The organism is Streptococcus oralis, from assembly GCF_001983955.1.
In the GTDB taxonomy this organism is placed as follows: Bacteria; Bacillota; Bacilli; order Lactobacillales; family Streptococcaceae; genus Streptococcus; species Streptococcus jiangnanensis.
Window position 1 is genome coordinate 1,348,408 of the sequence record NZ_CP019562.1, and the last position, 14,765, is coordinate 1,363,172.

Below are 14,765 nucleotides of genomic sequence, written 5' to 3' on the forward strand. Positions count from 1 at the left end.
GCAGATACAGACAAAGCTGATCTACCTTTTTTCATTTTACTAGTCCTATCTACTATTTAGTGAATAAATCTCCAGTAAATCCGTCTGATTTCTGCAAGAGTTGTTTGTAAACTTTCCATTTAAGATTCACTGTATTATCAAATTTATTACCTTGAAGGTCTTTTTCAACTGTAGCATCGAATAGCTCTTGAAGTTTTTCATATGTTGAAATCTTTTGACCATCAATTTCAATTTCTACAAAACCTTTCTCAGCTTTAGCTCTGACTTCTTTATACCATTCTTTCTTCCACTCTTCTAATGTATTAAATCTACCTTTAGAAACTTTTTGGATGATAAAGTCATCACCTAGACCTACGTTACCGGCTGCTTTAGATTCTTGTTTATACTTGTTAGATGCATACCCTAAGAATCCATCAAGGTAACCGTAGTAGCCCCACATACGGAATGTATTGTGTTTGAATGAGATTGAGCCAGCCGTACTCTTACTTGTGTTACCACCGTAAATACCAGTCATCATATTCACAACAGTATAAGCAGAATCGAATCCTTCAGTACGGTAATGACCATTACCTGGTAGCCCGTGTTTAGTAGCGAAGTTGTTATCTACAAGTTGATCAATAGCTGTCAGTTTCATACTCTTCTCATCATCATTTAAATCACGAACTAAATCCCATTGGTGTGGTGCACCTTCTAACTTATTATAGCTCGCTTTTTCGCGATATTTCTTATCGATTTTCTTGAACCACTTATCGTTAGTTCCAGTATTTTTCTTGATGACAGATTCTGCTTCTAAGTAATCAAGCATCATCATTGATTCGTTATAGTTCTTCATGTAGTGATCAATCTTCTCACGACTACTTAACATATTAGGATCATAGTTATAAATTTGTGTACCATCATTTTTACGTTCGTACGCCATATTTAATCCAAGTGAACCATATTCACCATTATAGTTTGTAAGAGATGGCGATTGTAGCATACCTTGAGCAAATGATTCAATATCTGTCCCTTCACGGTGACGCCATGTTCCTAAGTAGGCCATACGGTCATTGATATGAGTTGTTTCGTGAGTGAATGCAGATGTACCATAATCACTAATCATACTAGAGATGATGTAGTATACAGCCTCTGAATTTTGTGGGTTAGAAAAGATATAAGCATACGCACCCATACCGTTATATCCGTGCCATTTACCTGTAGGTCCATAGAACTCACGAACTGGAGCATAGTCACCATTCTTATTATGACCCATTCGGTCAGACCATCCATTACCTGGAACATCTTGGTTATCCCAAATTGCTGATGGAACCATATTTTCAGATTTCAACAATTGATTACGTACATTATCAGCAGCAAGTCTTGACCAGAAGTCTAAGTAATTAATTTGCTCTTGTGCACGTAAATCGATTTCTTTCTTAAACGCTTCACGTTCAGATTCTGTATTCTTACCATATTTCTCAAATGCACTAAACGCTAGCGTATTGTACGTTGAAATTAAGAACATGTGAGCCTTCTTCGTATTAAGAAGTGGTAAAATGTATCGACCATGTTCACCGTTATTTAAGTTTTCATATAAGTGATATTTCTTATTAGCAAAATCAGGGTTAGATGATTGTTTCTCAACTACATAGTTAGTATGAGAAATAGATTTCTTATACCATACATTCATATCAGTATCTTCTGTAAAGAGTTTCATGTTATATGTTAAGAAGTCATTTAAATTACCTTTACCTGTTGCTCCCGCAATCACATCACGATAAGCATCTTGAGTTCGGTCTCCTTTCAAGAAATGTTCACGTGAACCAATTTGAATCAATCTATCAATAACGCTAACGTTCTTACCATAAAAATCAGGCTTGAACATCATAAGATCTTTAATGCTCATATCATTGTATTTAAATCCATAATAACGATTTAAATAAGTAAGAGCCATCATAATTTTAGCTTTGTTGTCTTCTACTTTTTTAAGAAGAGCTTTCATGGCAGCTTCATCACTATTCAATTGATGGTCTTCGTTTTCGGCTAAAGCTTTGACTAATTTATCCAAATTAGCTTTCGTTTCTTCAAAGCTTTCTTCAAGGAATAGATTTTTAATATAACCATCTTTACGACCATCAGTATTTTCTTCGGCTTTACCACGTTTGTCCATTAACGCACGTACTTCAGGTGAAATCAATTCAACACCTGCTAATTTTGCTTTAATATCGTTGATTAATTGTGTTCTATCTTTAACAACCATATTCGGTGTATAAACGACGTCACCAAGACCTTCGATACTATATTCACGAACTTGTTGGACTTGAGAATCAGCTTTACGTGTGACAACTTTTTCTTCCTTAGTACCATCAGCATAATGAATCATAATATGATCAACATCTGACAAGTCAGTTACAAACTGTCCATTTTTCAAACCTGTAACAGAAAGAACTTCTTTCGTAACCAAGTTTGAACTGGCTTCCAATTTATTGGCCTGATTGACAATCCACTCTTTATTGTAGAACGGTTGTAATTTTTCGATATTGCGATAAGCAAGTTCACGGTCAATTCTGTAATCTTGAGTATCTTTATAGGTCTCATCTAATGATTTTGTATTGTTGAGAGTGTCCTCAATTAGAGGTTTAATTTCAAACTTATCAGCAGTGATTCCCATTGCATCAATCTTGGTATTAGCTTCTTCGAGACTAATTTCTCTAATTCTATGTGAACGAGAATATTTGAACGAATGTTTACCTGCACTAACATCTTTTACAACAAAGTTTCTTTCAAGAGCATTATTCGTGAAGTATCCCCCATCGTAATCAATATCACCGGAACCATAGAATTCTTCACCGTTCTCAACTTTCATCATTGAAACATTATTTTCAAGTTTGCCCCATACCCAGTTCTTACTGATGAAACCTCCAACATCTACAGGTGATTTAACTTTAATTGTTCCTTTAGCGACTGAATTTCGTACAGTCCCATATTTACCGATGCCATTAGGGTCCGAACTATTGTCAACAGTAGACGCAAGACCAGCAGCCCGGGCCTTAGTTGCTGTAATATCAGCTTCTACATATGTTTTATTCGCATGGCCTTTCCAAATCTCACCCACAATACCAGCAAGATTCCATCCTTTATCCCCAACACCATCAATTTTACCAATGAAAGCAACATTATTAACTTTAGCGCCCTCACCATCTAATTTATTAACCACACCAGCAATATCATTTTTCGCAATAATATGGCCTGTAACTTTGACATTTTCGATTACAGCATTTTTAACAATTCTTGCAACAGGTGCAATATTTTCTGCCCAAGGCATATTAATATTCACATTGCCAAGATTGATATTCTTCACAGAAGCATTCTCAATGCGCTCAAACAATGGTCGAGCGATATTATGAATGGTATACTGTTTTCCATCAACACTTGTTAAATGACCATTAAATACACCTGGTACATATTGTTTATTTGGAGTTGGAACATTTGCTGCGTTCAAATCTGCACCAAGCTTAAACGTCCCCTTACGATTAGCTTGCATTGCTTTTACCAATTCATTGAAATCGTAGTAGACATTCTCTTCGTGAGATTTTGGCTTGGCAAAATAATGGACGTATTCCTCACTGAGCTGGTTACCATCCGTATGCTGAACGAGGTCAGGAGCTTTAGCAGTGACCTTGTATAGTGCTTTTCCATCGACAGTAACTTCTTCGATTTTATCCACAGCAAGACGGGTCACCTTATTATCATGCGTAGCGATTTTTAGATAGTATGGTTTTACATTAGTTGGAACAGAAGTTAAGAAGCTACTATCCGTTTCAACACCAGCATCATCCACACTCATCAAGCTTGTTTCTTTGATGTTTTTGACTTCAACTTTTTTGAGGTCAATTCTTAGTGGTTCTTCCCTTAGAACTTCTTCTTCATCACCTTCACCACGGTCATAAACCATTTTGGTTTCGAGTTTATAATCCTTATAGTACTGCAAATCTGTCAGGCTAGCTGTTAAGTTGTCTGGTGAAATAGTCAAAGTTTTGACAATCTCATCACCTTTTTTCAGAGTTAAGGTGATAGATTTAATGGCTGCCTTACTTGGGTTTTCCAAATTGTAACGAATTTGAGATGTTCGTTTTAAATCTTTAACATCGATAAGCGACAAACTTAAAATTGGTTTTTCAAAGTTTTTAGTTCCTAATTTAACGATACGATCTTGATCTAACTCCAAAACCTGTTCGACAACTTTCGGTGCTTCTTCAGTCTTCAGTCCTTTAATTGTCTTATAAGTCTTTATAACCTTTTTCTGTCCGTCTTTTCCTTCTTTGACAGTAACTCTTTCACCTTTTTTCAGTTGATCATCTTCTTCAACCTTTTCCTTAAACGGAATCTTTTCAAGACTTTCTTCTACCAGAGTTCCTTCAATTGGTTTTGTACCACGGCTTATTTTTTTAATGACTGGTTCTTTGATGACAATGGTTGTTGTATTTAAAACTTGATCAGTCTCAATACCGTCGAGAGTCTTATAAGTCGTTTTGGTAATTTGACTACCCTTTTCTCCATCTTGGATGACAGTTTCTTCATCCGTATATTTGGTTGGATCTTCGATAATTTCTGTCTTATAGTCAATCTCCGTAGTAGTTTCTTTCGTAACCGCGCCCTCAGTTGCTTTATATTCAGGTAACTTTTCTTGAACTACCGACTCACCTTCTTTACCTGGCTCCTGAGTACCTTTAGCTTCAATCTTGCCTGTATATTCCGCCTGTGGTTCTTGAACTAAGGATTCTCCCTCTTTACCTGGCTCCTGAGTACCTTTAGCTTCAATCTTGCCTGTATATTCCGCCTGTGGTTCTTGAACTAAGGATTCTCCCTCTTTGCCTGGCTCCTGAGTGCCTTTAGCTTCAATCTTGCCTGTATATTCTGACTGTGGCTCTTGAACTAAGGACTCTCCCTCTTTGCCTGGCTCCTGAGTACCTTTAGCTTCAATCTTGCCTGTATATTCTGACTGTGGCTCTTGAACTAAGGACTCTCCCTCTTTGCCTGGTTCCTGAGTGCCTTTAGCTTCAATCTTGCCTGTATATTCTGACTGTGGCTCTTGAACTAAGGACTCTCCCTCTTTGCCTGGTTCCTGAGTGCCTTTAGCTTCAATCTTGCCTGTATATTCCGTCTGTGGTTCTTCAACTACCGACTCACCTTTTTTACTGCTTGTATTGGTACTAGATTTTGATTCTTTAAAGTAACCAACATACTCATATCCTTCAATATGAATAACACCTTTAGCCAAACCTTCATGGGTAGATGCAGAAATAGTTTGGTTATACGAAAGTAACTCTTTATTTTCAAATGCAAAGGCAGTAAAAGGTACAAAATTGCTGACGCCGATAGAGCTAATTAACAGAATACCAAGTACTTTACTACGGTGTTTCTTGGAAACTAATAAAACCGCTAGTGAGGCTGTTGCCAACCCAAGACCTGCCAAAGCAAGCTCCTTACTTCCTGTGTATGGAAGTTGTTGACTGTTAGTCTCCTTCTTGCGATAAACTACATAAATAATATCTTCATCTTGAAATTCTGTAGGAACCTCATGGTGAATCAGGGCTTTTTCAGACTCGGTCAATTCCTGCTCCGCCAAATAACGGTAATGAACACTATGAGCACCGCCAACTTCATTGGCATGCACCTTATCTACTGAAAGGGTACTGGCACCAAAAAGGAAGGCCCCGATAGCTACAGGACCTACCCCAACAGTGAGCTTACGAATCGAATATTTGGTAATTTTTTCTAGTTGTTGTTTTGTCTTTTTCATTCTCATGACTTTCTGATAGAATCTTGTGGATACTGCGCACGCGCACCTCCAATTAATTTTGGACGACTAGCTAGAGCCGTTACATGGGCATGCCCAATTTCTCTCAAAAGAGGGCGAATTGGAACCTGAACATGCTTGACATGCATGCCAATCGCAGTATCTCCGATATCCAATCCAGCATGGGCCTTGATAAATTCAACCTCAACTGGATCCCGCATAAACTTGAAGGCTGCCAACTGACCCGAACCTCCTGCATGAAGTGTAGGAAGGACACTGACGATTTCAAGACCAAACTGTTCTGCCACCTGACGTTCAACAACGAGGGCTCGATTGACATGTTCACAACCTTGAACAGCTAGATGAATTCCTTTTTCCTCTAGGATATCTAGAATGGTCTTCACAATGACTTCCCCAATTTCTTGACTGGATTCCTTACCAATCTGACCACCTATCACCTCACTAGAAGAAAGGCCCAAAACAAAGATAGTTCCTTGCTTCAAATTAGCCTTTTCTAATACATCTTCTACAATCTGGCTTGTTGCTCTTTGAATGTCTTTTTCCTTCATACTTGATACCTCTTTTGTCACTATCTATCATATCTTTTTTTACTGATTTTATCAAGGCCAACTAATCATTCTGAATTTTAAAAGCAAAACTCCCAGAATAGACTGGGAGTTAGCTAATTACTATTTTATTAATGTATATTTCAACTATCGTCCCTTTTGAAGGTACAGAATTGATCTTCATCTGGTAATTGTCTCCAAAATGAAGTTTGAGTCGTTGGTCGACATTTTGAAGGCCAACTCCCCCACGTTTGAGTTGACTTTGACTACTATCGCCAGCAGCTTGGAAACCAACACCATCATCCTCAATGCGGATGACAAGCCCTGTATCCTGTTTCTGAACAGAGACTTTAATATTGCCCCGACCTTCCTTCTCCTTAATACCATGGTAAAGAGCATTTTCTACAAGAGGTTGCAACACCAACTTGGGTAAGACTAGGCTATCAAAGTCAGGTTCTTCAGCAATCTCATACTCCAGCTTATCACCATAGCGTTGTTTCTGGATAAAGAGGTACTGGCGGACATGATTGATTTCATCAGAAAGAGAAATCAAATCCTTTCCTTGATTGAGCGCCAAGCGGAAATAGGTTGCCAAGGACTTGGTCACCTGAACCACTCGCTGACTATCCTGAAACTCAGCCATCCAGATGATGGTGTCCAAGGTGTTATAGAGGAAATGGGGGTTAATCTGGCTCGACAATGCTTGAAGTTCATACTGCCGGGTCGCTTCTTCCTGCCTGCGCACATCTGCCATCAACTGGTCAATCTGATCCAACATGGCATTAAACTGACGAGTCACTTCTCTCAGTTCATAGGCGCCAGCTTCTTTGGCACGAAGATTTTGTGTACCAGAAGCAATTTCCAGCATGGTTTCTCTCAGATCCTTCAAAGGGGCGATCCAGCGTTTGAGACTGAACCACACCAAGCAGAGACAGGCAAGAAGAGATAAGGCACTAGCAGCAAGCAAGGTCCACATGAGTTGACTCCGAACCTGGTCTAACTTCTCCAGCGAAGACACGCCTATAACCGTCCAATCAGTCCCTGCAATCTGTTCCTGACTGACGTAGGATTTGTGGTCAGGAGTATAGCCCTGCCCCTTCTCAATGTAGGGTTTCATGGCCTCCATTTCACTCGCTGAGCTATAGACAGTACGTTTAGGATGGTAGACAAATTCATGGTTTTCATTGATGATAAAGGCAAAGCCCTGCTGGCCCAACTGGAGTTGGTTGAGATAGGCTTCCAGAGTTTCGTAGGAAATATCCAAACGAAGTACGCCAAGATTGGATCCCTTTGTATCGACAAGTTCCTGAGTGACAGAAATGACCCACTGACTATCTGATTTACGAGCTGGGGTCAAAACTGGCTTAGCTCCCTGATGGATAGCCTTTTGGTACCAATCCTCAGCCATCATATCTGATGAAGTTTTCATCTGCACACTATCATCTGTAGAAATAACCTGACCAGATTTGGTTACCAGTACCACCGTTTTCAAGTCCTGGTCTGCCTTTAAGATGGTCAAAAACAGATCTCGGATTCCCTTGGCTTGGTCTTGGTTAGGATTCTCAGCATAGGCCAACACATCCTTCTGCTGGGTCAAACTGGTAGAGGTGGTTTCTAATTTTTTGATATAAGACTGAATAAAGTGGCTAGTTTGGCTAATGGTCGTTTGACTATTGCCCTCAATAGTGGCCTCAATAGCTGATGAACTCGATTGATAGTAGAAAGTCCCAACCACAGCTAGGAGAATGAGAAAGACCAGAAAGATGGAAATAACCATTCTGACTAAGAGAGAAGAACGCTTCATCGGCCTTCCCCTTTCTTAAACTGACGAGGTGTCACACCTGCAATCTGTTTAAAACGTTGGGTAAAGTAGTTCATATCTTCAAAGCCAACCTTTTCGGCTATCTCATAAATCTTTAAATCCGTGGTCAGAAGTAAGAGCTTGGCTTGTTTGACACGCTCTCTCACCAGGTAATCCTGAAAAGGTAAGCCCAACTCTTTCTTAATCAAGGAACTCAAATAAGTCGGACTAAAACCTAGGTCACTGGCCAAAGACTTCAAACTAAACTGACTGTCAGCCAGATGAGACTGGATCTTCTGAGCCAGATTTCCTTCAAACTTATCGGTTAATAAATCTTGTAACTGCTCTTCTTTTTCTTCCTTGTCTAGTTTTTGCTTGATTTTCCTCAACATTTCCTCAATATCCTGACGAGAAAAGGGCTTGAGCAGGTAGTCATCTACACCGAGTTTGACGGCAGATAAGGCATAATCAAAATCATCGTATCCTGTCAAAAATACCAGATGCGCCTGAGGATAGGTTTCTCGTACCAGACTGGCCAACTGGATGCCATTTAGCTGAGGCATATTGATATCGGTTAAAATGATGTCTGGCACCTGCTTTTGAATCAAATCCCAAGCCTGTCTTCCATTTTCAGCCTGACCGGTGATTTCCATATCGTAGGCTGCTACATTGACCAGCTTGCTCAAACCTTGTCTTACCAGATACTCATCTTCTACGATTAAGATTGTGTAGGTCATGCTCCGCTCCTTTACCACTTACTAGTATCAGTATAGCAAAATTCTCCTCTAACTGCTTAGGAAAGACTTCTTAATCAACATAATCTAGTAAATAGGCATAGCCTTTTTCTGCCATTTGGTCTTTGGGAATAAATCGGATAGAAAGACTATTGATACAGTAGCGCAAGCCACCCTTGTCCTGTGGTCCATCTGTAAAGACATGGCCAAGGTGAGAATCTCCAACTCGGCTCCGCACTTCCATGCGTGTCATATTGTAGGACTTATCTTCTTTGTAGGTAGCAACATCTGGGCTGATGGGTTGGGTGAAACTAGGCCAGCCACAACCAGACTCAAACTTGTCTTTTGATGAAAAGAGGGGTTCACCAGTTGCCACATCCACATAGATACCGGATTCAAATTTATCCCAGTAACGGTTTGAAAAAGCTCGTTCTGTTTGATTTTTCTGGGTAACTGCATACTCCTCAGTTGACAAGGTCTTCTTCAATTCCTCATCACTTGGTTTAGGATATTTGCTGGCATCGATGACGGGATAGGCAGCCTGATTAACATTGATATGACAGTAGCCATTTGGATTTTTCTTGAGGTAGTCTTGATGGTAATCCTCCGCCACCACAAAATTCTTCAAGTTTTCCTTTTCAACTGCCAGAGGTTGGTCGTATTTCTTAGCCACCTCATCAAAGACTTGGTTGATTACTTCCAAATCCTTATCATCTGTGTAATATACGCCGGTACGATACTGAGTCCCCACATCATTTCCTTGTTTATTTTTGCTGGTTGGATTGATAATGCGGAAGTAATGAAGAAGAATTTCCTTGAGGGAAATTTGCTTAGCATCATAGGTGACATGGACAGTCTCTGCATGTCCTGTTTGGTTAATCAATTCGTATTTGGTTGTTTCCCCTCTACCGTTCGCATAGCCTGAAACGGCATCGGTTACTCCAGACACGCGTGAGAAGTATTCCTCCACTCCCCAGAAACATCCCCCAGCTAGATAAATTTCGTGCAAGTCTGCGTCTTTACTCACTTCTGTTTTTTTCACTGTTTTTCCTCCTTGGCTAACGGATGCTTTCTCAATTTGCGAGCTATCTGTCTGCCCTGCATTTCGCATCAATAGAAAATAGAAACCGGTTAAGGCTAGGAGAATGACCCCTGCCAAGACAAAAAGTTTAACTTTATCATTCATGATCTTTCTCTACCCCATTTCTTTCAATTCTTTTAAAATCATATCCTTATCCATAAAACCTGGTTGCGTTTTGACCAGCTTGCCTTCCTTGTCTATAAAGGCTTGAGTGGGGTAAGAACGGACACCATAACTTTCCAAGAGTTTACCTGATGAATCAATTAAAACTGGAAAATTTTTATAATCCAAGCCCTTGTACCAATTCTTAAAGTCCGCTTCAGATTGCTCCCCCTTGTGACCAGGAGAGACCACTGTCAAAACTACATAGTCATCACCAGCATCCTTAGCGATTTCATCGGTATCTGGAAGACTGGCTAGACAGATGGAACACCAAGAAGCCCAGAATTTAAGATAGACTTTCTTGCCCTTGTAATCAGATAAACGGTAGGTCTTACCATCTACTCCCATCAGTTCAAAATCAGCAACCACCTGACCTTTAGTCGCAGTTTGTGAACTAACTTGTTCTGTTTTGGATTGCTCCTTCATAGTAGACTCGTCTGACATGTTTTTAGCCGAACAGGCTACCAAGCAACAAATTGAGCCTACTCCAAGGAGACATGTTTGCCATTTTTTCATTTCTTTTTCCTCTCTATTCAAATAATGTAGTCAAAATGGAAGCATTTCCCAAAAGCACCAAGATTCCCATCACGATAATGAGGAAACCACCCACTTTTTTGAGGATTCCGAGATAAGGATGGAGTTTTCGGAAATGTTTCAAAACATAGCTGGAGGCAAGAGCTAGAACTAAAAATGGTAGTGCCAAACCCAGCGTGTAAACCAACATGAGACCAGCTCCCTGCCAAGCACCTGAACCACCTGAAGCCGCCAAAGCCAAAACAGAGCCCAGAACCGGCCCCACACATGGCGTCCAAGCAAAACTAAAGGTTAACCCCAGTAAAAATGCCTGACTATAGCCGTTACCCTTTTGCCCTTGTCTCTTTAATTGTAGCCTTCTTTCCTTGTAGAGTCCCTGCAAATGTAAGACTTCCATCTGGTGCAAGCCCAAGAGAATGATAATCGCACCCGTCACATACTGAAACCAAGAAGCATACAGCAAATTGCCTAAAAAACCAGCTCCATAACCCAGTAAGATAAAAACAAAGGAAATCCCCGCTATAAAGGCCAGAGTTCGCAATAAACTAACAAGTGAGATTGAAAATTTTCCACTAGAAGCCTGAGCATCATTCTTATCATCCAATAAGACTCCTGCATAGACTGGCAACAAGGGTAAAATACAAGGAGAAAAGAAGGAAAGAATTCCAGCAAGAAAAACACTAATAAAAAAGATTACATTGTCCATTGCCTTCCTCCATTCTTTGATTTGATAGGTCTATTATATCCCCAAAACTCCAGAAAAAACAGGGACAATGATAGGGAAAAATAGGAATTTAATCAGTTTATTTAGAAATCTGGCACAAAAAAAGCCAGACAAGGTCTGACTTTGGTAGAAACAGAAAAGAGAATCACCTGTCCTCCCTACTTATCTGGTAATAAATAAGGTCCGCAACGTAGTCTTTTCTCTCCACACCATTGGCAATGGTTTTTAGATAAGACATTTCCGCTTTTTCCATCACACGGCCTGAAGCTGGGTTGAGACTGGCGTAACGAGCTCTGACTTTTTGAAAGCCTGCTTGAGTAAAACAAAAGTCTAACACAGCTTTCAAGGCCTCCGTCATCATACCACGACCCCAATAATCTTTTCCTAAAACATACCCAATTTCACAACTTAAATCTTCCTCGTGCATTTCAATGATGCTGATATCTCCTATCACATGCTCAGGGTTTTCTTTGAGACAAATGGCCCATTTGTAATAGTTGGGATTGGTATAGGATGCAACCCAATTTCGAATCGAGTTCCGAGTCACCTCAACATCAGGATGAGGATCCCAAGAGACATAGATTAGATTCTCAGCAGACGAAGCCCAATTTTGAAACATGGCTTCCGCATCACTCTCCACAAATCTTCTCAAGATTAAACGTTCCGTCTCTAACATTTGCGTACCGATTGCTTTCATAATGTTACCTCGCTTTCTAAGCTTAAGGCTCAAGATAAAAAAGTCCCCGGACCTTCTTCGCTTTCTTATTTCTAGGTTCAGGGTAAAAAGACTAAACTCAGTAATAGCTAGAAAACAAGTGTTTTATCTAGTCCCTTGACGCAGTCGCTGTCTGGTTTGAAATGCGCTTTACCAAGCTTTTTCAAACCTAGTCATCGTTGCGGGGGTGAGACAAGGAAAATCGAACTCTACGAGTTACCAAATCTGCCTCGCTTTCTCATTTCTAGACTCAGGGTAAAAACCTCCACTGGAGGTTTTTCTTGCTTCCCAGTTTCTAGGCAAGAAGCTAAAAAGGTCCCCCGGACCTTTTTACTCCCAAAAGTCATCAAATACGGTGATTGGTAGGTGGCGTTTGTGTTGGCCTTTGTGCCACCAGTTTTCGATAGTTGCTTGGGCTTCTGGACTGATGGTTTTGCCTTCAAGGTAGTCATCAATTTCTGCATAAGTGACTCCCAAGGCTACTTCGTCTGCAATACCTGGTTTTTCTTCTTCCAAATCTGCTGTTGGGATTTTTTCATAAAGGGCTGGGTCTGCACCAAGTTCCTTCAAGAGTTGTTTTCCTTGGCGTTTATTGAGGCGGTAAAGAGGGAGAATGTCTGCACCACCATCACCAAACTTAGTAAAGAAACCTGTGATATTTTCCGCAGCATGGTCTGTTCCAATGACGGCTCCGCTATGGGCACCCGCAAGGGCATATTGAGCAATCATACGACTACGAGCTTTAATATTGCCCTTGTTAAAGTCTGAAACAGGACTTCCTGTCGCTTCGACTGCAGCTGTCATAGCATCAGCTGATTCCTTGATATTTACAACTAGACTGACATCTGGCTGGATGAAAGCAAGAGCTTTTTGAGCATCTGCTTCATCAGCTTGCACTCCGTATGGCAGGCGGACAGCGATAAATTGGTAGCTGTCATCTCCTGTCTCTGCTCGCATTTCTTCCATCGCTAATTGTGCCAAGCGCCCCGCCAAGGTTGAGTCTTGACCCCCAGAAATCCCTAGTACAAAGGTTTTAAGGAAGGGGTGTTTTTTCAAGTATCTCTTTAAGAAGTCAATCGAACGACGAATTTCTTCCTGAGCATCAATCACTGGTTTGACGCCCAGTTGCTGGATAATGGTCTCTTGCAAACTCATTCTTCTTCTCCTTCACCAAGGGCTTCTTTGCGCATCTTGTCAATCAAGTCCATTTTGTCCTGCCAAATATCGCGCGCCAAGTCTACCGGGTAATGTTGCGGATTGAGTACCCGTTTATACTCATCCCAAAGCTTGTCAAATTCCTTACGAGCATAGGCTTGAATGTCAGTCAAACTAGGCAAATCGTAAACTAATGTTCCTTCTTTGAAGATGTCCACCAAGAGAGGAACAGCATCAAAATTACGAACGGTCTTCTTGATGTAAGTATAGGTCGGATGGAACATTTTGATTTCTGTCATGCTGGCAACATCCACACCATCATAAGTAATGTAGTCACCTTCTGACTTGCCTTTTTCACGACTGGTAATGCGCCATACTTGCTTCTTACCTGGGGTCGATACTTTTTCAGCATTACTTGAAAGCTTGATGGTATTGCGCATCTTACCAGTTTCATCTTCAATAGCCACAATCTTATAAACTGCCCCAAGAGCTGGCTGATCATAGGCTGTAATCAGCTTGGTACCCACCCCCCAGACATCAATCTTAGCGTGTTGCATTTTGAGGTTAAGGATAGTATTTTCATCTAGGTCATTGGAAGCGTAAATTTTGGCATCTGGGTATCCAGCCTCATCTAACTGTTGACGAACTTTCTTGGAAATATAGGCTATATCCCCTGAGTCAATACGAACGCCTTTAAAATTGATCTTATCACCTAACTCACGCGCTACCTGAATGGCAGCTGGCACACCGATACGAAGCGTATCATAAGTATCTACTAGAAAGACACAGTCACGATGGGTTGATGCATAAGCCTTGAAGGCTTCATAGTCGTTTCCATAAACCTGTACCAAGGCATGGGCATGAGTTCCTAGAACGGGAATCCCAAAGAGCTTCCCTGCTCGCACGTTGCTGGTTCCGTTGGCGCCACCAATCACAGCTGCGCGTGTTCCCCAGATAGCTGCATCCATTTCTTGCGCACGACGTGTCCCGAATTCCATCAAGGGTTCATCTTCAATGACCGAACGAATACGTGCTGCCTTGGTCGCTATCAAGGTTTGAAAGTTAACGATGTTTAAGAGAGCCGTTTCGACCAATTGACATTGAGCTAGAGGACCTTCTACCTGTACAATCGGCTCATTAGCAAAAACCAAGTCCCCTTCCTGAGCAGAACGAACCGTTAGTTCTAACTTGAGATTTCGTAGGTAATCCAAGAATTCTCCATGATACCCAAGCGTCTCCAAGTAGGCAATATCGCTATCTGAAAAGCGTAAGTCTTCAAGATAATGTACAATTCTTTCCAAACCAGCAAAAACTGCATAACCGTTCTGAAAAGGTTGCTGGCGGAAATAAACTTCAAAGACCGCCTTCTTATTGTGAATTCCTTGGTCAAAGTAAACTTGCATCATGTTAATCTGGTACAAGTCCGTGTGCAATGTCAAACTATCATCTGGATACATCTGTTTTCCTTCTTCCTACTTTACAAAGGTATGAACGTATTCTACCACTTTCACACC

The 14,765-nt window shown here is 40.8% G+C and carries 10 protein-coding genes; all 10 read right to left on the reverse strand.

Annotation, left to right across the window (positions count from 1 at the left end; all coding sequences use genetic code 11):
• Positions 1–52: 52 nt before the first annotated feature.
• Positions 53–5,782: a ZmpA/ZmpB/ZmpC family metallo-endopeptidase gene (locus tag BWR56_RS06545; RefSeq protein ID WP_076984682.1), complete on the reverse strand. Its 5,730-nt coding sequence runs from the start codon at positions 5,780–5,782 to the stop codon at positions 53–55.
• A gap of 2 nt (positions 5,783–5,784) precedes the next feature.
• The gene (locus BWR56_RS06550) at positions 5,785–6,348 is read right to left on the reverse strand and encodes a TIGR01440 family protein (RefSeq protein WP_049505343.1); all 564 of its coding nucleotides are present in this window, start codon (positions 6,346–6,348) and stop codon (positions 5,785–5,787) included.
• A 109-nt stretch (positions 6,349–6,457) separates the two neighbouring features.
• A complete protein-coding gene (locus BWR56_RS06555; protein WP_049505342.1) occupies positions 6,458–8,149 on the reverse strand; it encodes a cache domain-containing sensor histidine kinase in 1,692 nt (563 codons plus the stop codon).
• Positions 8,146–8,883, reverse strand: a complete 738-nt coding sequence (locus BWR56_RS06560; protein WP_049505341.1) for a response regulator transcription factor — start codon at positions 8,881–8,883, stop codon at positions 8,146–8,148. Before BWR56_RS06560 ends, BWR56_RS06555 begins: the two co-directional genes overlap by 4 nt.
• Positions 8,884–8,953: 70 nt before the next feature.
• Entirely contained in the window at positions 8,954–10,066 is a 1,113-nt protein-coding gene (gene msrB, locus BWR56_RS06565) for a peptide-methionine (R)-S-oxide reductase MsrB (protein ID WP_049505340.1), read from the reverse strand.
• A 9-nt stretch (positions 10,067–10,075) separates the two neighbouring features.
• Positions 10,076–10,639, reverse strand: coding sequence for a redoxin family protein (locus tag BWR56_RS06570; protein WP_049505339.1), 564 nt, complete (start codon positions 10,637–10,639; stop codon positions 10,076–10,078).
• A 13-nt stretch (positions 10,640–10,652) separates the two neighbouring features.
• Complete coding sequence (gene ccdA2, locus BWR56_RS06575) at positions 10,653–11,363, reverse strand: thiol-disulfide oxidoreductase-associated membrane protein CcdA2 (RefSeq protein WP_076984684.1); 711 nt, start codon at positions 11,361–11,363, stop codon at positions 10,653–10,655.
• A gap of 163 nt (positions 11,364–11,526) precedes the next feature.
• Positions 11,527–12,078, reverse strand: coding sequence for a GNAT family N-acetyltransferase (locus BWR56_RS06580; RefSeq protein ID WP_049505337.1), 552 nt, complete (start codon positions 12,076–12,078; stop codon positions 11,527–11,529).
• Positions 12,079–12,426: 348 nt separating this feature from the next.
• A complete protein-coding gene (gene nadE, locus BWR56_RS06585; RefSeq protein ID WP_049505336.1) occupies positions 12,427–13,251 on the reverse strand; it encodes an ammonia-dependent NAD(+) synthetase in 825 nt (274 codons plus the stop codon).
• On the reverse strand, positions 13,248–14,708 hold the full coding sequence (locus BWR56_RS06590; RefSeq protein WP_076984685.1) for a nicotinate phosphoribosyltransferase: 1,461 nt from the start codon (positions 14,706–14,708) through the stop codon (positions 13,248–13,250). Before BWR56_RS06590 ends, nadE begins: the two co-directional genes overlap by 4 nt.
• Positions 14,709–14,765 lie beyond the last annotated feature (57 nt).

Coding starts and splice junctions, on each gene's coding strand:
- BWR56_RS06545 (WP_076984682.1), bottom strand. CDS start 5,782: ATGAAAAAGACAAAACAACAACTAGAAAAAATTACCAAATATTCGATT.
- BWR56_RS06550 (WP_049505343.1), bottom strand. CDS start 6,348: ATGAAGGAAAAAGACATTCAAAGAGCAACAAGCCAGATTGTAGAAGAT.
- BWR56_RS06555 (WP_049505342.1), bottom strand. CDS start 8,149: ATGAAGCGTTCTTCTCTCTTAGTCAGAATGGTTATTTCCATCTTTCTG.
- BWR56_RS06560 (WP_049505341.1), bottom strand. CDS start 8,883: ATGACCTACACAATCTTAATCGTAGAAGATGAGTATCTGGTAAGACAA.
- msrB (WP_049505340.1), bottom strand. CDS start 10,066: ATGAATGATAAAGTTAAACTTTTTGTCTTGGCAGGGGTCATTCTCCTA.
- BWR56_RS06570 (WP_049505339.1), bottom strand. CDS start 10,639: ATGAAAAAATGGCAAACATGTCTCCTTGGAGTAGGCTCAATTTGTTGC.
- ccdA2 (WP_076984684.1), bottom strand. CDS start 11,363: ATGGACAATGTAATCTTTTTTATTAGTGTTTTTCTTGCTGGAATTCTT.
- BWR56_RS06580 (WP_049505337.1), bottom strand. CDS start 12,078: ATGAAAGCAATCGGTACGCAAATGTTAGAGACGGAACGTTTAATCTTG.
- nadE (WP_049505336.1), bottom strand. CDS start 13,251: ATGAGTTTGCAAGAGACCATTATCCAGCAACTGGGCGTCAAACCAGTG.
- BWR56_RS06590 (WP_076984685.1), bottom strand. CDS start 14,708: ATGTATCCAGATGATAGTTTGACATTGCACACGGACTTGTACCAGATT.